The organism is Lysinibacillus agricola (assembly GCF_016638705.1).
Taxonomy (GTDB): Bacteria; Bacillota; Bacilli; order Bacillales_A; family Planococcaceae; genus Lysinibacillus; species Lysinibacillus agricola.
Map to the genome: position 1 here is coordinate 1951204 of NZ_CP067341.1, position 20596 is coordinate 1971799.

Annotated in this window: 18 protein-coding genes; 11 read left to right on the forward strand and 7 right to left on the reverse strand. The window is 38.3% G+C overall.

The window, feature by feature from the left end; all coding sequences use genetic code 11:
- A complete protein-coding gene (locus FJQ98_RS09260; RefSeq protein ID WP_053593724.1) occupies nucleotides 1-738 on the forward strand; it encodes a 5-oxoprolinase subunit PxpA in 738 nt (245 codons plus the stop codon).
- Nucleotides 739-874: 136 nt separating this feature from the next.
- On the opposite strand, the gene FJQ98_RS09265 is transcribed toward FJQ98_RS09260, so the two are convergent.
- Nucleotides 875-1195 (reverse strand): DUF4183 domain-containing protein, encoded by a 321-nt coding sequence (locus tag FJQ98_RS09265; RefSeq protein ID WP_053593723.1) that lies wholly within the window; start codon nucleotides 1193-1195, stop codon nucleotides 875-877.
- Nucleotides 1196-1218: 23 nt separating this feature from the next.
- Nucleotides 1219-1644 (reverse strand): DUF4183 domain-containing protein, encoded by a 426-nt coding sequence (locus FJQ98_RS09270; protein ID WP_053593722.1) that lies wholly within the window; start codon nucleotides 1642-1644, stop codon nucleotides 1219-1221.
- 543 nt (nucleotides 1645-2187) lie between these two features.
- On the opposite strand from FJQ98_RS09270, the gene FJQ98_RS09275 reads away from it, so the two are divergent.
- Nucleotides 2188-5799, forward strand: a complete 3612-nt coding sequence (locus FJQ98_RS09275) for a dynamin family protein (RefSeq protein WP_053593721.1) — start codon at nucleotides 2188-2190, stop codon at nucleotides 5797-5799.
- Nucleotides 5800-5809: 10 nt separating this feature from the next.
- The gene (locus tag FJQ98_RS09280) at nucleotides 5810-6619 is read left to right on the forward strand and encodes a sulfurtransferase (RefSeq protein ID WP_053593720.1); all 810 of its coding nucleotides are present in this window, start codon (nucleotides 5810-5812) and stop codon (nucleotides 6617-6619) included.
- A gap of 70 nt (nucleotides 6620-6689) precedes the next feature.
- Here FJQ98_RS09280 and FJQ98_RS09285 read toward each other — a convergent pair whose 3' ends face one another.
- Nucleotides 6690-7094: a hypothetical protein gene (locus FJQ98_RS09285; protein WP_201406682.1), complete on the reverse strand. Its 405-nt coding sequence runs from the start codon at nucleotides 7092-7094 to the stop codon at nucleotides 6690-6692.
- Nucleotides 7095-7208: 114 nt separating this feature from the next.
- On the opposite strand from FJQ98_RS09285, the gene FJQ98_RS09290 reads away from it, so the two are divergent.
- From FJQ98_RS09290 to FJQ98_RS09310, 5 genes are all read left to right on the forward strand, one after another.
- On the forward strand, nucleotides 7209-7724 hold the full coding sequence (locus tag FJQ98_RS09290; protein ID WP_053593719.1) for a sigma-70 family RNA polymerase sigma factor: 516 nt from the start codon (nucleotides 7209-7211) through the stop codon (nucleotides 7722-7724).
- Nucleotides 7721-8830: a hypothetical protein gene (locus FJQ98_RS09295; RefSeq protein ID WP_053593718.1), complete on the forward strand. Its 1110-nt coding sequence runs from the start codon at nucleotides 7721-7723 to the stop codon at nucleotides 8828-8830. Before FJQ98_RS09290 ends, FJQ98_RS09295 begins: the two co-directional genes overlap by 4 nt.
- Nucleotides 8823-9380 (forward strand): hypothetical protein, encoded by a 558-nt coding sequence (locus FJQ98_RS09300; protein ID WP_053593717.1) that lies wholly within the window; start codon nucleotides 8823-8825, stop codon nucleotides 9378-9380. Before FJQ98_RS09295 ends, FJQ98_RS09300 begins: the two co-directional genes overlap by 8 nt.
- 59 nt (nucleotides 9381-9439) lie before the next feature.
- Nucleotides 9440-10270, forward strand: coding sequence for an MBL fold metallo-hydrolase (locus FJQ98_RS09305; protein WP_053593716.1), 831 nt, complete (start codon nucleotides 9440-9442; stop codon nucleotides 10268-10270).
- 1090 nt (nucleotides 10271-11360) lie between these two features.
- Entirely contained in the window at nucleotides 11361-12563 is a 1203-nt protein-coding gene (locus FJQ98_RS09310; RefSeq protein WP_053593715.1) for an NAD(P)-dependent malic enzyme, read from the forward strand.
- Between the two features lie 134 nt (nucleotides 12564-12697).
- Here the strand turns inward: FJQ98_RS09310 and FJQ98_RS09315 are convergent, their stop codons facing one another.
- From FJQ98_RS09315 to gdhA, 3 genes are all read right to left on the reverse strand, one after another.
- On the reverse strand, nucleotides 12698-13351 hold the full coding sequence (locus FJQ98_RS09315; protein WP_053593714.1) for a Yip1 family protein: 654 nt from the start codon (nucleotides 13349-13351) through the stop codon (nucleotides 12698-12700).
- 177 nt (nucleotides 13352-13528) lie between these two features.
- Complete coding sequence (locus FJQ98_RS09320; protein ID WP_053593713.1) at nucleotides 13529-14215, reverse strand: phosphoribosylaminoimidazolesuccinocarboxamide synthase; 687 nt, start codon at nucleotides 14213-14215, stop codon at nucleotides 13529-13531.
- A 164-nt stretch (nucleotides 14216-14379) separates the two neighbouring features.
- The gene (gene gdhA, locus FJQ98_RS09325) at nucleotides 14380-15753 is read right to left on the reverse strand and encodes an NADP-specific glutamate dehydrogenase (protein ID WP_053593712.1); all 1374 of its coding nucleotides are present in this window, start codon (nucleotides 15751-15753) and stop codon (nucleotides 14380-14382) included.
- 187 nt (nucleotides 15754-15940) lie between these two features.
- Between gdhA and FJQ98_RS09330 the strand changes: the two genes are divergently transcribed.
- The 3 genes from FJQ98_RS09330 to FJQ98_RS09340 all read left to right on the forward strand — a co-directional run bounded on the left by FJQ98_RS09330 (nucleotide 15941) and on the right by FJQ98_RS09340 (nucleotide 18846).
- Nucleotides 15941-16414 carry a YaiI/YqxD family protein gene (locus tag FJQ98_RS09330; RefSeq protein ID WP_053593711.1) on the forward strand — a complete coding sequence of 158 codons (474 nt, stop codon included), beginning with the start codon at nucleotides 15941-15943 and terminating at the stop codon, nucleotides 16412-16414.
- Nucleotides 16404-17744 (forward strand): D-serine ammonia-lyase, encoded by a 1341-nt coding sequence (gene dsdA / locus FJQ98_RS09335; protein ID WP_053593710.1) that lies wholly within the window; start codon nucleotides 16404-16406, stop codon nucleotides 17742-17744. The genes FJQ98_RS09330 and dsdA overlap by 11 nt, the downstream gene beginning before the upstream one ends.
- Nucleotides 17745-18144: 400 nt before the next feature.
- Nucleotides 18145-18846: a YwqG family protein gene (locus FJQ98_RS09340; protein ID WP_053593709.1), complete on the forward strand. Its 702-nt coding sequence runs from the start codon at nucleotides 18145-18147 to the stop codon at nucleotides 18844-18846.
- Between the two features lie 412 nt (nucleotides 18847-19258).
- On the opposite strand, the gene FJQ98_RS09345 is transcribed toward FJQ98_RS09340, so the two are convergent.
- Nucleotides 19259-20434 carry a pyridoxal-phosphate-dependent aminotransferase family protein gene (locus tag FJQ98_RS09345; RefSeq protein WP_053593708.1) on the reverse strand — a complete coding sequence of 392 codons (1176 nt, stop codon included), beginning with the start codon at nucleotides 20432-20434 and terminating at the stop codon, nucleotides 19259-19261.
- Nucleotides 20435-20596 lie beyond the last annotated feature (162 nt).

The window sequence follows — 20596 nt, forward strand, 5'->3', positions numbered from 1 at the left end:
ATGCCAATGGATATTAATTGTGATATGGGTGAAAGCAATAATGCTCTTATCAGGGGCAATGTTGAAGAGGTTTTAAACTATGTGACGTCCATTAATATTGCATGTGGCTATCATGCAGGTAATCATACGATAATGCGTCAGACTGTACGAAATGCCATTCGAAAAAATGTCCTTATTGGAGCACACCCAGGATACCCTGATCGCGATGGTTTTGGCCGTCGTAATATGGATTTTAGTGCAGAGGAAATATACGATATGATTGTCTATCAGGTAGGGGCATTGCAAGCATTTGTATCAGTAGAGAATGAAACACTTCATCATGTAAAGCCACACGGAGCCCTCTATAATCAAAGTGCTAATGATCAAGAGATGGCGACAGCTATTGTCAATGCAATATATGATTTAAATCCAGCGTATATTTTATATTGTTTGGCTGGGAGTAAAATGGCTAAAATTGCGAAAGAAAAAGGCTTACAAGTTTATGAAGAAGTTTTTTCTGATCGGAATTACAATGATGATGGTACTTTAGTAAGTAGACTACAATCAAATGCATTGATTCAAACAGAGGAAGAAATGCTTGTACATGTCAAAAGTATTTTAACATCGAATGAAGTGGTGTCAGTACAGCAAAAGAAAATTAAAATTTCCGCGCAAACATTATGTATACACGGAGACGGTCCGCATGCACTGGATTATGCAAAAAAAATTTATGAGCTTAAATGTCAAATGGATAATTAAAACAATGGATGCCCTAAAATATTTTAAGGCATCCATTATTTTAATTATATGAAGTTTATTCTTTTATAGATGGAACATATTATTGGATAGATTCGTACAACAACATATATTTCTCTATCCGATTTACTCAGAATAATTAAATTGTAGTCACTAATTCAACAGCTTCAACAATAATTGGTGTTCCTGCTGGTAAAGTGCCTGTAACAGTATGGAATGTTAATTCTGTTGCAGAAACTAAGTAAGAACCACCTTCCTGAAGCACCCCATTTATATATAAATTATAGTACCCGTTTGTTACGATTGGAAAAGTAGTTGCAGCAGTACTGCTATCATTTAAAAAGGTAGTAGCCTCAACCGTTGTGCCATCTGTGATAGTTAATGATGTAGCTAAAACATAGAAAAATCTTGTTGAAGCGCCTGTAACATTTACATTTATATTAATAATGGAAAGCGCCACAATTTTCACCTCCATTCATAATTTTACTTGGTAGAAAACCCTAATGATTCTATGATGATTGGAGTACCTCTATAAATTGTTGAATTATCTGGACTCAGAGTTAACGAGGTTGGAGTTAAAGTGTAAATTCCACCTTCCTGCATGACGGCATTGATATAAAGATTAACGTAGCCATTCGGATTAAAAATCATAAATTCAGTTGCTGGGTTCCCATTATCATCCCAAAATTGGCTAACAGCTAGGGTCGCCCCATTAGTCAAATTAATATCTGATGTAACAATATAGAAATATCTATTTATCGTTGGAATAATAGTTCCATCAGGGAAATTGACTGGGGGAGGGGGAATTGAAGATACGGCAATAGCTTTTATACGAGGCCATGTAAACCGATCTTCACAATCACATGCACATTGTCGCTCAATTTTTCGATGATTCCTATGATTCACCATATTTTTATCACTCCATTTATTTATTGTTGCCCCCATATATCTTTGTTCAATTGCTCATCAAACAGTTTTTTAAACTTAAATTTCCTTACCTTAAAATAAGAAGAAAATTAGTATTTGCTTAGTTGTGCATCCTCTATGAAATAGAAATTAGTAGTTTTTTTAGAAGAATACTGGCTCATCACCAAAAAGGTGAAGATGACATTTGTTAAAACGTATGCATGTAGATAAGTTGATTGGAGTGGAGGCTGGGCGACTCCTTGGGGATTAGCGCCTCATCGGACGCCCCCAGGAAGCTCTGCTCTGCGCGAAAGCGTAGCGGCAGCAACAAAGGCGCCCAGTCGGAACGGAAATCAACCACACGTTTTGATAATGGGCCTAAATAATGCTTTGTTTTTTTGATTAAACAGGACAATATGGATGAATATGGCGTCTGAAACCCTTATATCAATGCTTATTAAAGTAAATTAGTGTTATACTTTGCTTGTCGAATAAGGTAGAATACTAATTATGAACAATTTATGAATAAAGGGGTTACTGGTTTTTATGAAAGATTTTGAACAACAGTTGGAGGCGCTATTAAAGCAAGCCTCGTTACAATACATAATCTATCAGCATAATGTTGATACAGAGCGTATGGATAAGACATCACTTTTTGCACGTAAAATACAGCAAAAAGAATATGTCATTGGCTTTGCGGGCCATTTCTCTGCTGGTAAATCAAGTATGATTAACGCTCTATCTGGTGAAGATTTACTTGCGGCAAGCCCTATTCCAACGAGTGCTAATATCGTCAAAGTCCATAAATCAGAAGAAGACTTTGCGGTTGTCTACATGCATAATGAAAAGCCTGTAAAATTTGAAGCAGGCTATGATTTTAAAACAGTTAAAGAGCTAAGTAAAAATGGGGATCTAGTGTCACAAATTGAAATCGGTCATAGCACATCGACATTACCACTAGGCGTTACTGTTATGGATACGCCGGGTGTCGACTCGACAGATGATGCACACCGCATGTCAACAGAGTCAGCTCTTCATATTGCTGATATCGTATTTTATACAATGGACTACAATCACGTGCAATCAGAATTGAATTTTCAATTTACAAAGCAATTAATGAAGTACAATCCAAACGTTTATTTAATCGTTAACATGATTGATAAACATAATGAAAATGAATTAAGCTTTGAGGAATTTAAAGCAACAGTTCACAATTCCTTTGAGGCTTGGGGTGTAGTACCGAAGGGCGTATTTTTCACTTCATTAAGAGAGCCTAAGCACCCTTATAACGATTTTGAGGTCGTAAAGAAAATCGTTATGGATAGTATGAATGATTGGCAGGATCAACTTGTACAGACTGCATCAAATACACTGCGTTTATTACAAAGTGAGCATGACAATTATTTAACGGAAGAAAGACAGGATCGTTTAGACATCGATGAAGATGTTTTAAGTGCCGATGACTGGGCAAACCATAAAGATATTTTAGAGCAGTACAATAAGTTAAATCGTCAAGTTGAACTGTTCTCCGTAGAGGCATGGAATGAAACGTTCGAAGAGCAACGTAAAGAACTACTGGCGAATGCAGCCATTATGCCTGCAGATTTACGCGATAAATTACGTCTGTATTTAGAGAGTCAGCAGGACGGTTTCAAGGTGGGGGGCTTATTTACCGCTAAGAAAAAGACAGAGGAAGAGCGTAACCGTCGCAAAGAGGATGCCTATAGTGCCTATCAAAATGTTGTGCATGCACAAATTACTGGACATTTAAAAGGGTTAATGAAAAAGGTGTTAAAGGATGTTAGTGCATTAAATGAAGAACGTGCTACAGCTATTGATGCCTACGCCTTTGAATTACCATTCTCACTTATTGAGCAGCAGGTACAAGTTGGTGCTCTATTAACTGGAGATGCCATTCTAAACTTTGCCAACCGTGTGGCAGAGGCGACTAAACGCTACTATATCCAGGAAACAGATAATTGGAAGGATGCACAAGCAGCAACTTTAGAAGCGGTTGCTACTGAAACAGCTGCTCCATCTAAATTAAAAATGGCTGGAATGCAAGCGAAAGTTGATGCCATTCAAGCAGTGCTTGAAATAGAGGGTTATCAGCAATATAGTGCAAGTATTATGCATCAGGCAAGTAATGAAATACGAAAGATAGCCAATCAACAGCTGACAAATTGGGATCATTCCTTTAAGCAAGATTTAGCAGATATTCGATTGTTTGATGAATCAATGTTAAAGCCAAAAGAGGAGATGTTACAACAGGAAGAGGCACAGCAAGCAGTAAGTGCAACAAGCCTTCCTATTGAAGGTGTAGTTAAGCGTGCACTTCATACGGCAAATGCAGTAAAAGATGTACAAGGCTTTGCGGAAGTGGCGAGTTACTTAGAAAATAAAGTAGAACGATTACAGAAAAAGGATTTCACAATCGCGCTTTTCGGTGCATTTAGTGCAGGGAAATCTTCGTTCTCTAATGCCTTAATGGGTGCCAAAGTTTTACCTGTATCTCCAAACCCTACAACAGCGGCTATTAATAAAATTCGTCCTGTGACACCAGAGCATCCGCATGAAACAGCAGATGTACTGTTAAAAACAGCTGACCAAATGCTAGAGGATATTCAAGCTTCATACGCAGCAGTGGGTTTATCGGTTTCTTCTTTAGAAGAGGCGTTTAATCGTGCAGATGAAGGACTTGCGGTGCAGCTATCGGACGAACGATTAAATGTGCATAAATCATTTATTCGTGCATATAAAGAAGGGTTCCCAACATTTAAGTCTGAGCTTGGAAAAGTATTACGTGTTAATCGTGAAGAGTTCGAAAAATTTGTTGCGCAGGAAAATAAATCATGCTTTGTCGATAATATTGATTTCTATTATGATAGTCCGTTAACACGCATGGGTGTGACACTTGTTGACACACCAGGAGCAGATTCTATTAATGCGCGTCATACAGGTGTGGCATTTGAATATATTCGAAATGCTGATGCAATCTTGTTTATTACTTATTATAATCATGCTTTTGCTAAAGCTGACCGTGAGTTTTTAATCCAGCTTGGTCGTGTGAAGGATGCCTTCGAACTTGATAAAATGTTCTTTATCGTCAATGCGATTGATTTAGCGACAACAGAAGAAGAACAGGAAGATGTAAAAGGCTATGTACGTTCAGAATTACAACGCTTTGGCATTCGCTTCCCTCGACTTTACGGTGTGTCAAGCTTACTGGCATTAAAGGAAAAAGTAGAGGGTGCTGATTTAACATCAGGTATGCCACCGTTCGAGGATGCCTTCCACACATTCTTAAATGATGAATTAAGCGCATTGGCTGTTCAGGCACTTGCAGAGGAAGTCGATAAAACGGAGCAACGTTTAGGTGACTTAATTGCGCAGACAGAAGAGAACTTAAAGCGTAAGGATGAGCGATTAGAGGAATTAGCAACTCTTGAACAGCATATAAAATCGAAGTTCAATTCGCTTAATGCAAGTATGGTAGAAAGTGAAACGAAGCAAGAACTGGATGAATTACTTTATTATGTCCTTCAGCGTGTGTATTATCGTTACCCAGAGTTCTTTAAGGAAGGCTACAATCCATCAACATTTGCAGCAATGCCAGCTCAGCAAGCACTAGAGCATGCTTTAAAGGAAGTAATGCAAAGTTTACGATTTGATTTTACGCAAGAAATGCGTGTAACAAACTTCCGTTTATCACAGTTTATTAGTAAGAAGATGCAACTGCGCTTTAGAGATGAAGTGCGTGAGCTTAAAGAATTAAACCGTAGCTTCTCATTCTTAGCGTTTGAATCCTCTGAGCCGGATTTACTTGATTTTGAAGGACCATTTACAGATATCACGAAATATTCAGGAGTGAAATCTCACTTCCGCAATCCAAAGGCATTCTTTGAGAAAAATGAAAAAGTGAAGCTAAGTGAGGCGCTAGAGGGATTAACAAAACCAGATGCGCAAAATTATTTAGATTCACAAAAAGTATCTCTCATGACATGGGCTATTACCTTTATTGCTGAGGAAGCGGAGAAATTACGTTTGCATATTTACCATCAGGCACTTGAACAAATTGAAACAGAAAGACTTGCACTTCAGGAAGAAAGCCGCTTAGTTTCTTGGAAAGCTATATACTCTCAATTACAATACACATGAGGTGATTCACTTGGGAAAAGTATTCAAATCAGTTGAGGATATTCAATTAGACGAAATCCGTTTCGTCGATGCTCGCTTTGATTTACAAAACAAAGAGGCAGGAAAAAAAGCATTTGAAGAAGGTCATGCACCAGGTGCTATTTATGTCGATTTAGAGCAGGAGCTATCAGATATGGAGTCCAGTAATGGTCGTCATCCAATGCCAGAAAAGGAAAAGCTAGCGGCAATATTTCAAGGATTAGGGTTACGCTATGAGGATCAAATTGTCGTTTACGATCAAGGAGCTGCACCATTTGCACCTCGCGCTTGGTGGATGCTGACGTATGCAGGCTTTCCAAATGTAGTGATTGTGAATGGTGGTGCCCCTGCTCTCGAGGAAAAAGTATCTTTCACTAAGGACATTATAAAATATCCACCGACTACAATTGAATTTGAATGGAGAGATGAACTGTATGCTCCGCGTGAAGCAGTTAAAGCCATTGTGGACGGAGAGGTGGAAGCAACGTTATTAGATGCGCGTGCTGCAGCTCGCTACCGTGGTGAAATGGAGCCTCTTGATAAAGTAGCTGGGCATATTCCAACAGCGAAAAACTTTGACTGGGAGCAATTAAAGTCAGATGGTCAATTGCAAGCCAATGATGCGTTACGCAACAAGGTTGCACGCGACGAGCACGTTGTTGTCTATTGTGGAAGTGGTGTTACAGCATCACCATTATATGCAGTGCTAGCAGATGAAGGTTATGAAAATATTCAACTGTATGTAGGTAGCTTTAGTGACTGGATTACACAATATGATGTAGAAAAAGGTACAAATGAATAAATGATTGAAGAAGAGACGCTCACTTTGGTGGGCGTTTTTTTCTTGGAGAAAGAAATAAAACCTCAAATGCTTAGTCTATCACCAATACGTGTGGTTGATTTCCGTTCCGACTGGGCGCTTTGTTGCTGCCGCTACGCTTTCGCACAGATAAAACATTTGCCGCTGACGCTTCGCTTTCGCGCAGAGCAGAGCTTCCTGGGGGTGTCCGATGAGCCGCTTTTATTGCTGCCGCTTCGTTTTCGCACAGAAAAAACATTGTTGCTGCTGCTTCGCTTTCGCACAGAAAAAACATTGTTGCTGCCGCTTCGCTTTCGCACAGAAAAAACATTGTTGCTGCCGCTTCGCTTTCGCACAGAAAAAACATTGTTGCTGCCGCTTCGCTTTCGCACAGAAAAAACATTGTTGCTGCCGCTTCGCTTTCGCACAGAAAACATCCGCTGCGCTGCAGGGTCTCATCTGTGACGCTAATCCCCAAGGAGTCGCAATCTCCAATCAACTTATATGCATGACATATACATTTTAAGTAATTTACAAAGTTTTAAAGCCAAATTTGTTATTTTAAGGTCTAATAGGTAAAGGGGGTGAGCTAGTGCAGGAAATACTCGTCCAACGAGCAAAAGAGGGCGATGCAGAGGCGTTCGCACAGTTATTTTCACAGTTTGAGAATGATTTATATAAAATGGCCTATGTATACGTAGGCAATGAGGCTGATGCACTTGATGTTGTGCAGGAGGTCGCTTACCGCAGCTTTAAATACATACATTCATTACAAAGCGTAACTTATATAAAAACATGGTTAATGAGGATTGCCATTAATTGTGCGACAGATTTGCTAAAAAAGCGGGAGCAGATCCTGCCATGTGAGGCGGAGTTAGAAATAAGTGAAGAGCCACTTGAGGAGCTTCCAGAAAAATGGGCGTTGGAAGATGTAATGACAAAGCTCACAAAAGAGGAAAAAGACGTTATTTTACTTCGATTTTATCATGATTATACATTATCTCAAGTGGCTCAGGTTTTGCAGCTAAAATTAGGAACCGCGAAAACCATTTTATATCGTGCATTAAAAAAATTAAAGCAAGCGCTTGAACAGGAGGTACAAGGATGAACGATTTTAAAAAGCAGTTGGATCAAATTGATATCCCAAAATCGTTGCATAAGCGTAGTCTACAAGGAATTGAACAAGCAAAAAAAGAGCAGCAAATCTCTAAGCGCTGGATGCCTAAAATATTGACTGTTGCTGTGACGCTCGCAGCAGGAGGTTTTATAGCTTTAAGTGTAGGAGAAGAGCATGATACACGACAACAGCAGTCGAGCAGTTTATTAGATGGGAGTCTATCCTCACCTATTTTGTATTGGAGCATAGCAATTTTCCTAATGATAATGACTATTTTTGTTGTGAAAATGGCGATTCGAAAAGGGATGGATAAAACGGCGAGTATAGCAATGGGCTTCATTATGGCGCTATTGCTCGGTAATAGTGCATTTTATTTGCAAAATCAATTGCCAAGACCAATCACTGTCCCACTTGTGCAAGACTTTTTTAGTAGCAATGAGTCCTATGACTTTACAATCCATTATATTACAAATAAAAGCGACCGACGTTTTGTGAAATATTTACAGGCCAACAATCTTACATTGCAAGCAAGGGACTATGGCGATAGAGAAAATAAAGGAATCTCATATTATCCAGCAGATGTCACAAATGAAAGTTCTCATCAGTTTATGCGTGCAGCTTATTTTGTTGGAAATAAAGAGGAGATAAAGACACTGATTAACAGTACAGAAGTGTTTCTAGTGCTTGATGATGGTGAAAAGCTATCAACGACATTGCGAATAGATTTTGAGCATTCAGCAAAAGAGTTAAAAGGGTTTATAGGGACATCTGGTAGTTATGATGGTGACAGAACAGCGACGTTTGTTCTGACACAGGATGTAGTGCTAGATACAGTAAATATACCTGAAGTATTAAATCGAAGTATTAGTTTTACAGAAATTAAAGTCAATGAAATTGCATATACGGAAAAGGATTTTCCCATTGCTGTGAAGAAGGGGCAACGAGTAACAATCTCATTCCATATCAGTGAGACAGGAATGGACGTACATGCGAAGGTTGGTGTTAGTGGTCCAGATGGGATGTTACCAATATGGATACAGAGAGAAGCTTCATTTAAAATCACAAAAATAAGAGAGGAGATTGAGAGGCATGATTGATTTGTCAGAAAAGCATCGGCAATTGAATTTATTAAAGTGGCTAACGATTGCTCTATGCTTAAAACTTGTATTTTTAAATGTTTTTCCATACGCCTTCTATGTACAGCAGCTATTGATTTACTTTGCGTGTATGAAGAGTCTGTCTTATTTTAAAGGTAAAACATTGGCCAAACATTACATTTTCATTGGATTCATACTTTTAATTACAAATATTGTAACCTCACATTTGCTTACCATTACATGGCACTTAGTGTTAACAGTTATCGTTGACTTACTCATTATTTTAGAATTCGGCAAAATTATAGTAGAAATTGAGAAACATTATAATATACTAGGTTCTACTCATCGTATTATGAAAAAATATATGTGGATTGTACTCTCTGTTTCCGCATGTTGGACTTTTCTAATGAATATAGAATACGATGCAATGGTCTCTCTATTAATAGTAGGAGCTGTTTTGATATTAATCGCCAATATACGTTTACTTTTCCATTTTCGTAGTTTGAAAAAGGATATTAAATTAGCGATGCGGGTTGTCATGTATTCATAAAATGACTGGCCATTCATTTTGTGCTACACTCTTTTTACAAAGGGTGAAGGAGGAATAGGATGTTTAAACGAGAAAAAAGTATAGAGATTCAACGAAATCGTGATGTGCAATGTGCTCACGGTAAAGTAGCTGTTCAGGGTATTGGAATGAGTGTTTATAGCTTTTTTGTGGATGGGTTACTTATTGACACAGGCTCACACTCACTTTCGAAGGAGTTCCAATCCTTTTTTAACGAAATACCGATTGAGCAATTGGCGCTAACACATTCCCATGAGGATCATGCAGGAAATGCAGCATGGATTCAGCAGCATAAGAGTGTACCTATCTATATTCACCGAGATTCGGTAAATATTTGTGCAGAGGATGGAGAGTATCCATTTTATCGACAGGCATTATGGGGAGAGCGACAAGCGTTTATGGCTCAACCGTTTGGCGATACATTGCAAACGAAATCGGCTACATGGGATGTTATTGAAACACCGGGACATACAACAGATCATGTATCATTTTACAATCGAGAAACAGGTGCAATGTTTACAGGCGATTTATATATACAGACGAAAACTAAGGTTGTCCTTGATGAAGAAAATATCGTACATACCTTGGCGTCTTTGAAGAATATATTAAACTATGATTTTCAGGAAGTTTATTGCTGTCATGCAGGCTATATAGAGGATGGTCGAGCGAAAATACAAGAAAAAATTGCTTATTTAGAAGACATGGAGGGTAAAATAAAACAATTGTTCAATAAAGGTTATTCAGTAGAAGAAATCACAAAAACAACCTTTCCTCGTGATTACCCGATTACAAAAGCATCAGAGGAACAGTGGTCTTCTAAACATATTATCACCGCTTTTATAAATCATTTTACGCAAGAGTCCTTAAAATAAGGACTCTTTTTTTGGTGCGCCCGGCATGCGCATGAGCTATAGGGTGCAAGTCCCGAACCCCGAAGACAGAAGTAGAGGTTAGCCAAGAGCAAGGGTGTCCGTGGCGACGCGGAATCTGAAGGAAGCTGGAGGCAAAACACCGGTCCGAGGAACACGAATCTCATAGAAGGCTAGGTATGATTGGATGAGTTTGCCAAACAAAACAAAGTCCTTTCTGTCGAAGGTCATATCGAGTAAATGAGGCGGATAGATGGTGTGAAAGTGCATGCGCTTACCCGGGGAGGTCTGATGGAAACGTGAAGTACCCTTCATAACCTATTTGGTGACAAGTAGCTGAACCATCAGAAGTCAGCAGAGGTCATAGTACCATAAATGGGAAGGACCAAACCATGAAGGAGTGTGGAATAAACTCGAATTTCGCTTGATCGATGAAGCAGACAATCCAAAGATGGACTTACTTAGTGGAAGAAATGGTGAATCCCATAGGAGACACAAAGAGGGCTGAGAATACAAGTGGCAAGGAGAGACAGAAAAGCATAACGGACAGGGAGATATAAAATCACTGTCCGTCAGACTTCATGGAACCGCCGTATACGGATCCGTACGTACGGTGGTTGGAGAGGTCGGGAGTTAATCACTCCCTCCTACTCGATTCTTGATTGGAATGACATCGCTAAGGAATGAGAGCTTTAATGAGTAGAACAGAAAGTAAAAAAGAATACTTTAGAATGCATAATATAAAACTTTGTGAAAAAATGTGGAGAAAATGTGACGAAACCAGATGTAATAATGGATGCGCTTACATTAGTTTGTGAAAAATTTCTCATTTACATGAGAAAAATACTATGTGAAGAAGTGAGCAGGCGTAATGGCGGTATTTGTACATTTTTTTAAAAGGAAATCGATACTATAATTATATTAAAATAATTGATTGTGAAACTGATAACAAAATGTAAAATTGACCTAAACGATAATAAATAGCGTTGTTTTAAAGAAAAAATAAAATTGACAGAAAATTCGTTGACTTTATTTTCACAAAGTATTATGATTCTAAAATATATAATAATTCAAAAGAAAAGGATGGGATTGAATGGATATTATGAAAAAGGCTTTAGAAATGCATGAGCATTATAGTGGGAAATTAGAGGTGAATTCAAAGGTACCTGTGCAAGATTCATATGATCTAAGTCTTGCGTATTCTCCAGGGGTAGCTGCGCCTTGTGTAGAGATTGAAAGAAATCCATCACTTGTTTACGACTATACAATGAAAGGTAATATGGTGGCGGTTGTTTCAGATGGTACTGCGGTATTAGGTTTAGGGGATATCGGTCCAAAGGCGGCATTACCAGTAATGGAGGGGAAGGCGATTTTATTAAAGCGTTTTGCCAATGTTGATGCTTTTCCTATTTGTTTAGATACGAAGAATACGGATGAAATCGTCAGCATTGTGAAGGCGCTTGCTCCAACTTTTGGTGCTGTAAATTTAGAAGATATTTCAGCGCCAAGATGCTTTGAAATAGAAGATCGTCTGCGCCAAGAATGTGATATTCCTGTATTCCATGATGATCAGCATGGAACGGCGATTGTCGTAGGTGCAGGGATGATTAATGCCAATCGTATCGTGAAAAAAGATGTGACAACGATGAAGATCGTCATTAATGGAGCAGGGGCAGCGGGAATTGCCATTTTACGTATTCTTGTGCAAATGGGCTATAAAAATATTTTTATGTGTGATACAAAAGGTCTTATTTATGAAGGTCGTGCTGAAGGTATGAACCCAATTAAAGAAACGGTTGCCCATTTAACAAATCCAGAAAAATTACATGGAACATTGGAGGATGCCCTTGTAGGTGCAGACGTTTTTATCGGCGTATCTGTTGCCAATCTATTAACCGAAGCACATATTGCTTCAATGAATGAAAATCCAGTCGTGTTTGCACTAGCAAATCCAAATCCTGAAATTACCTATGAAAACGCCAAGGCATGGGGTGTACGTGTTATGGGTACAGGACGTTCAGATTATCCAAACCAAATTAACAATGTGCTTGCTTTCCCTGGTATTTTCCGTGGGGCATTGGATGTGCGAGCAACAGATATTAATGAGGCGATGAAGATAGCCGCAGTTGAAGCAATTGCCTCTCTTGTAAGTGATGAGGAATTAACAGAAGAATATATTGTACCTAAATCATTAGATGACCGTGTCGTTGAAATTGTTTCGCAAGCTGTAAGTGGTGCTGCCGTTGAGTCAGGTGTATCGGAGCTATTCCACCAAAATACAGTGCTTTCAGTTTAAAATTAATAATCCACCTAAATGATGAAGATGAAGAAAGACTATTTGTTTTTCTTCATCTTCTTTTTTGATGGGGTAAGTGCAAAGTAAATAGAAATGAAAAAAATCCCCTGCTCTCATGGAGAGGGGAGATTTTTTTACATCATTCCATTAAAAATGCCGAAAATGAGAAAGAGAACAATAATAAGAATGATGAGTAAAATAGCAAAAATAATAGTTGGTAGTAAGATTGTAAAGAAGGCCATCCAGTTGGGTATTTGATGTGCTTCTGCAACAGCTCCTACAGTGATAACGATGGACCAAATACCAATCACAATTGTGATGAGAGTCGTTAGCCAAAAAATCCAAGGCATCGTTCCAGCGAAATTAGGGTCCATTAAAGATTCAGGTGACGTAAATAACCAAATTAAATAAAAAGGAATAAGTACTAAAAATGGAATAGCAGTTAAACTTAGCCCTTTGAATAATTGTGAGTACGTACCTGTTCCTTTAAAAAGTTTACCGAACAGCCAAGTGATTAGTGCGGCAAAAGCCGTACCAATTATCGCTGAAATCGGTGATAAAATAACACAAAATAGTACGATAAACCAAGGTGACCAGTCTAACAAGGCTTTCTTATCAATAAGGTCCGAAAGTGTAACACCAATATAACCAATTGATATGAGAAGAATCGCAAAGCCAATTGATTTTTCTTCTATCATGAAACGAGTTGTTTGCTTTGGATGCAACCAGATAGACAAAAATGGATTAAGCTTTGGCCTTTCTTGTGGTGTGTCATTATAGTTATCCATCAAATTACCTCCGAAATAATAGTATAATTACATTCTGCGTATATTAGTATACGGATGATTCAATCAAAAGTTTCACAAGAAAGAAAAAATCATCTTGTTTACAAAAAAAGAGCCGCAAGAAAGCGACTCTTTTTGAATATTCCTATCCAGTCAAACTAAAGACATACTAACATGAATTTATTTAGCTAACATGATTTTTTCAAGCTCTAATGGTTCAATGTATTGTTCGCCTTTGTAAGCACGCATATTACCACCTGAAATTTCATCTATTAATAAAATTTCATTTGTTTTAGCATCACGACCAAATTCTAATTTGATGTCGTATAGCGTTAACCCTTTTTTTGCAAGCTCTGCAGCAACAAATTTAGAAATTTCAATTGTACGTTGCTTTAAAATTGCGTATTCTTCGTGTGTTAACAGGTTTAACATGGCTAAAGCATCTTCAGAAATAGGAGGATCTAGTCGATCGTCATCTTTGATGGTAACTTCTACGAAAGAATCTAAATCTTGTCCTTCTTGCACGTAAGCACCGTAGCGACGTAGGAAAGAGCCTACTGCCTTGAAGCGGCAAATGACCTCTAAACCTTTACCGAAAACAGTTGCAGGCTTTACTGTCATTGTTGCATCGTTGAAGTTTGCATCAACATAGTGAGTAGGAACACCTTGTTCGTTTAGTTTTGAGTAGAAATAAGAAGTTAAGCGAAGTCCAGCTAAACCAGCGCCGTCGATTGTTAATCCAACAGTATTAGCACCTGGGTCGAATACGCCGTTTTCACCAGTTACATCATCTTTGAATTTTAATAAGTAATGACCATCTTCTAATTTGAACACATTTTTCGTTTTACCTGTATACAATAATTCCACAAAAAACCCTCCAATATTTCATAGTACTCTATCATTATAACACGAATGTTTTAAATGTTTAATAATAAAAATGTTCGTTTTAAACGATTATTTTCACGTTTTTTAACTTTTTTTTTACTGAAAAATAAGATGATAACGAATGTTCGCTATCATCTTGAATGTTATTAATATACGCCTTCAGCTAGCATACCATCAGCAACCTTCACGAAGCCAGCAATATTCGCGCCAACTACAAGGTTCCCAGGATAACCATATTTTTCAGCAGCCGCTTTACTGTCCGCGTAAATATTTTTCATAATTTCATGTAATTTAGCATCTACTTTTTCAAATGACCAGAATACGCGGCTAGAATCTTGCGCCATTTCAAGAGCAGATACAGCAACTCCGCCGGCATTAGCAGCTTTAGCTGGACCAAATAATACGCCAGCTTCTAAGAATTCGTTAATTGCTTCAAGATCTGATGGCATGTTTGCACCTTCACCAATAGCTTTCACGCCGTTTGCAATTAAAGTGCGAGCTGAATCGCCATTAATTTCGTTTTGAGTAGCACATGGAAGCGCGATGTCACAAGGAATAGTCCAGATACCTGTGCAGCCTTCTGTAAATGTAGCATTTGGACGATAGTTTAAGTAAGTGGAGATACGATCGCCTTTTACTTCTTTAATTTCTTTAATTGCGTCAAGATCTAAACCATCTTGATCGTAAACATAGCCTGAAGAGTCAGAGCAAGCAACAACTTTTGCGCCATAGGATTGTGCTTTTTCAATTGCATATGTTGAAACGTTACCAGAGCCAGAAACTACAACTGTTTTACCCTCGAATGAATCATTGGCATCTTTTAGCATTTCGTTGACAAAATATACAGTACCGTACCCAGTTGCCTCTTTACGGGCTAAAGAGCCGCCGTATCCAGGAGTTTTACCAGTTAATACACCAGATTCGCTTGCTTTTGTTAAACGCTTGTATTGACCCCATAAATAGCCAACTTCTCGAGCTCCAACACCGATATCACCTGCTGGAACATCGACATCTGGACCAATATGGCGGTATAATTCAGTCATGAATGCTTGACAGAAACGCATGATTTCTGAATCTGATTTTCCCTTAGGATCGAAGTTTGAACCACCTTTACCACCACCGATTGGTTGGCCTGTTAAAGCATTTTTAAAGATTTGTTCAAAGCCTAAGAATTTGATAATTGATTCGTTTACGGAAGGGTGGAAGCGAAGGCCGCCTTTGTATGGCCCCATTACGTTGCTGTACTGAACACGGTAACCACGGTTTACTTGAACTTGGTTGTTATCATCTTGCCAAGCAACACGGAAGGAAATGATGCGATCTGGCTCAACGATACGAGATAAGATATTGGCTTTAATATATTCAGGGTGTTGTGTAAATACAGGCACTAATGAGATGAAAATCTCTTCAGCTGCTTGTAAGAACTCCGCTTGATAACTATTTTGTTGTTTTAATTGCTCGAATACGCCATCAACGTATTCTTTTGCTAATTGTTCGTTGCTTACAATTGTAGTTGTCATAGTAAAAAACCTCCAGTTATTTGATATTTGTATCGTATATCTATTTTTCGCACTATTCAATAAAATACTTTTTCCAACAGTCTTAAGTTTGTGAAAAATTGAGCAAGTGGAGCTGAGAATTTGTTATATTAAAATAATAATAAGATGAGTGATCTATCAAATTGTGAGAAAGGAATGATGCTTTATTGTGAAGGTTTTAATTGATGCTGATGCCTGTCCAGTCGTGGATTTAGCACTAACTATATCATCTGAGTTTGAGATAGAAACAATCTTGTTTTGCGATACATCCCACCGTATTGAACGTGATAATGTAATAACAATTATTGTTCCTAAGGGACCGGATTCGGTTGATTTTACGCTAGTGAATGCGCTTTCAAAGCATGATATTGTCATTACGCAGGATTACGGTTTAGCAGCTATGGTTTTGGCAAGAGGGGGTTATCCAATCGATCAAAATGGACGAGAGATGTCCGATGAAAATATCGAACGTTTGCTCGAAATGCGCCATGTTGGACAAAAATTTAGACGTGCTGGTGGACGTACAAGGGGGCCAAAAAAACGAACACAAGAAAACAATATTTCGTTCGAAATGAAATTTCGACAAATTTGTGAACGAGCAATTTCAGCACAAAAAATGGAGGAACCAGAAGGTGGAAAATGAACTTAAACACGAACTATTTAATCAATTTCCTAAACTAAAAGAGTTAGCAAATCATGATACTGTGCTTTGGGAAAATACAAATTGGCAAAAAAAGGCGATGACAAATCTTTTTTCAATGGAGGAAGTTGAGAAGGCAGAAGAAACACTTAAACGCTTTTCTTCCTATTTAAAAATAGCATTCCCAGAGCTTTTGGAAAGCAATGGACTTATTGAATCATCTATTCAAGATATAACACTGATAAAGAAAGCTCTTGAAAAGGAGTTTGATGTTTCAATACCAGGTCAATTTATCTTAAAATGCGATCATGCCTTGCCAATCTCAGGCTCTATTAAAGCTCGTGGTGGTATTTTTGAAGTATTAAGGCATGCAGAGCAGCTTTTGATGGCTAATGGAAAGCTAACAAAAGAAGATAATTTTGCTGTGTTGGCAACAGAGGACTTTCATGCTTTCTTCCAGCAATACACAATTGCCGTAGGTTCTACAGGTAATTTAGGCTTAAGTATCGGCATTATGGGCAAAAAACTCGGCTTTAATGTCGTTGTACATATGTCGAGTGACGCCAAAGAGTGGAAAAAAGCATTATTGCGAGAAAAAGGTGCGACCGTTATTGAATATGAAGCCGACTATAGCGTTGCTGTAGAACAAGGTCGTCGAGAGGCTGAACAAGATCCTATGTGTCATTTCATTGATGATGAGAATTCGAAGGACTTATTTGCAGGCTATGCAGTGGCGGCAAAGCGCTTAAAAATACAGTTTGAAAAGACGAACATTACTGTAGATGAAGCCCATCCATTGTTCGTTTATTTACCTTGTGGTGTAGGTGGTGGACCAGGCGGTGTTGCGTACGGCATTCGTGAAATTTTTGGAGAACATGCCCATATTTTCTTTGCTGAACCAGCAGCATCTCCTTGTATGACAATTGGTTTAATGACTGGTTTACATGACGCCATCAGTGTAGAAGATATAGGTCTTGATAATAAAACCGAAGCGGATGGCCTTGCTGTTGGTCGTGCGTCAAAATTTGTTGGCAAAGTGATGGAAACGTATGTAAGTGGCTGCTACACAGTTAAAGATGAGGAATTATTTAAATCACTAGCATTAGCCATGGAGGTAGAAGATTTATTTTTAGAGCCATCTGCACATGCAGGGATGTTCGGACCGATTCAGTTAATGAAAAAAGGACAAAGTTATTTAGAAGAGCATGATTTAGTTGATAAGATGGAGCAAGCAACCCATCTTGTATGGGCAACAGGTGGAAGTATGGTGCCGGTGGAAATGCGGGAGGAATACATGGCAAAGGTAGTGCAAGGAGCAAGAATTAATGATTAAGGTAGTTAGTTAATGAGAAAACGCAAGAATGCGATCGGAATCAACATTCTTGCGTTTATTACTTTTCAAAATTTGATCGCAAATTTATTCAAAACATCACATCGTGTCTTATTTAGATGTTTAGTATTTGGCGCTTACAAATGTTGTGAAAAAGGCTTGGGAAAGTAAAACGGCAATTGCCAATCAAGAAACCCTTTGCTGATTTGTTGGTGAAGTGTTAAGTTAATCATGAGACAGATACGCTCCTTTGGAGGATGGTTGTTTGGTGATTTTCATTTTAACCAAAAAGTGGATTCTGTCTTTTCATTTTACTTAATGGGAATTATTTTCAGTTTTTGCTCATTTAGAGTATGTATATTAAGAGAAATCATTTCTAGCAACAAGAAAGAGTTGATACATAATGAAGCATTCATTAAAGCAGGCGATTGTTTTAAAAGCATTAGAGGAGTCAGTAACTTATACGGATAGTAAATTAGGTGGACGACCTTATTGTAAGTTAGGTGATAGCTTTCCTGTACATAGTAGTGGCATACCTTATATGTTTTTGGCTCAGCTTAATTTTTCTCAGCTACCCTCGCTAGAAGATTACCCGCAGCAAGGACTTCTACAGTTTTTTGTGTTGGCAGATGAGGATTATGGTGTTTACGAGGATGGTTATTATTGTCGATATTACGCGGATTTTGAGCCCTCTCATGATATAGAGCCTTTTTCTGATGAGGAGATGGAGTATGAGCTATGTGAACCAATTATCTTTGGTGGCCCTTATGCATTTAAGGCAACATTACGCGAAGAGTTAGTACCGTACACAGATCCTCGCTCCGTTCATTATGACTTACCAATGGAGAACCCTGCATATTCAAAGTATTTTGATCAAACAGATGGTAGTGGCACGAAAATAGGTGGCTACGCATTTATGGATAAAAATAGTTTTGATAAGAATAATGGCAATGCAGAGCTGCTGTTTCAATTAGATATGGAGGGGAATGCCCAAAAGACATATGCCATGATAGCAGACTCTGGTACATTGCAATTTTTTATCGAGCGAGATTCTCTAATCGCAAAGGATTTTTCTAAACTTTATTATTATCTTTACAGCATGTAATAGATATCGTCGCGCTGAGGCATTGACGATACGATTTTTTATCGCCTTCGCGTGTAAATATGCTTCGAACATAAGCGTCAAATAGCGCCCCCTTAGTAACAGGTGGGCGCTATTTGACGCTTACAGATGTATAAATATCTGATTTGTGCCTCTTGAAAAAGAAAAACGGAAGTATGGTATTACAGATTTCTGTTCCTCTATTGCATATTCCCAAGGAGTCGCCCAGCCTTCACGCCAATCAACTTATATGCAATCTTACGAAATAAACAAACCTCCAAATCTATGCGTAGATTTGGAGGTTTAAAGCTTTATCCCACATAATAACCAGCTAGATAGGAGATTAACTGCTCGTATAAGCTCAATTGGTGGAGACTAACCGGTAGGGATGAAGAAGCCCTCACTGATTAAAGTTTCACTTTATCGTTGCAATTTTATTTTGCTGAGCAGCTAAAAATACTTCCTGTGCTGCTCGCACACCTGCACCTGGCACAAAGTCATATTCAAAGTCTTGAAGTGCGGCTTCCATTAAAGAAACGGCCTGTAAAATATCACTTGGAAAACAATAGCCCATATGACCGAATCTAAATATTTTACCCTGCAAATGACCGAGTCCTCCAGCGAAATCTAAATGATATTGCTGCTTTAAATGTGATAAGAAGTCACCGAGTGCAATCCCTTTTGGTGCCATAATCGCTGTAATGGTCGGAGAAGCATGCTCATCAGTAGTGAGAAGTTCAATATTAAGAGCGTTCATTGCATGACGTACCATGTTTTTCAATAGTTCATGGCGGGCAATTGTCTTTTTAAAGCCTCCTTCTTCCTCTATAAGTTTACAAACCTCGTGGAGTCCATAAATAAGTGTTACAGTAGGCGTATTTGGAGTCATCCCTTTTTCTGCCCAGCTATGATAGCTTAATAAGTTTAAATAATAGGACGGTGCTTTATTTTCTTCAATGACTTTCCAAGCTCTTTCGCTTACGCTGACTAAGGAAAGGCCTGGAGGTAACATCATGGCTTTTTGAGATCCTGTAATAAGAATATCGATTCCCCAAGCATCCATTTCAGCAGGAGCTCCACCGATGCAACTTACACCATCGACAATACATAAGGCATCCGTTTCCTCACGAACAACTTGTGCTAATTCAGCGATTGGGTTTAAGATACCAGTCGAAGTTTCATTGTATGTGACAAAAACAGCCTTAATATCTTTTAAAGGCTGCAAAAATTCTCGCAGCTCCTTAGCCGTGCAAGCTTGTCCCCATTCTTTTTCAAGCTTATGTACATGAAAGCCATATTTCTCACAAATCGAAACGAAATAGTCTCCGAACGCTCCAACAGTAATTACAACAACATTTTCACCAGCAGAAACAGTGTTAACCGCTGCGGCCTCTAAAGCGGCCGTACCACCTGATGGAAGGAGTAAAATATCCTGCTTTGTCCCAAAAACAGGCTTCACTAATTCAATTGTTTCACGGTAAAGCTTCACAAATTCATTGCTTCGATGACTAATAATATCGTGATTCATCGCAAGCTGAACCTTTTTCGGAATTGGTGTAGGTCCTGGATGTCTTAAAATATTTTCATACACAATTATCAAACCCCTTTGTAAATTAAAAATAGAAATTCTAAATTTTCTAACTATAATATAGCATATTTATTCTGTTATCTAACTGCTTTTTCATAATTTGATAAGTCATGTGTCGTATGAGAGTAGAAAATACAACGAATAGTTCTCAATTTTTATATGTTA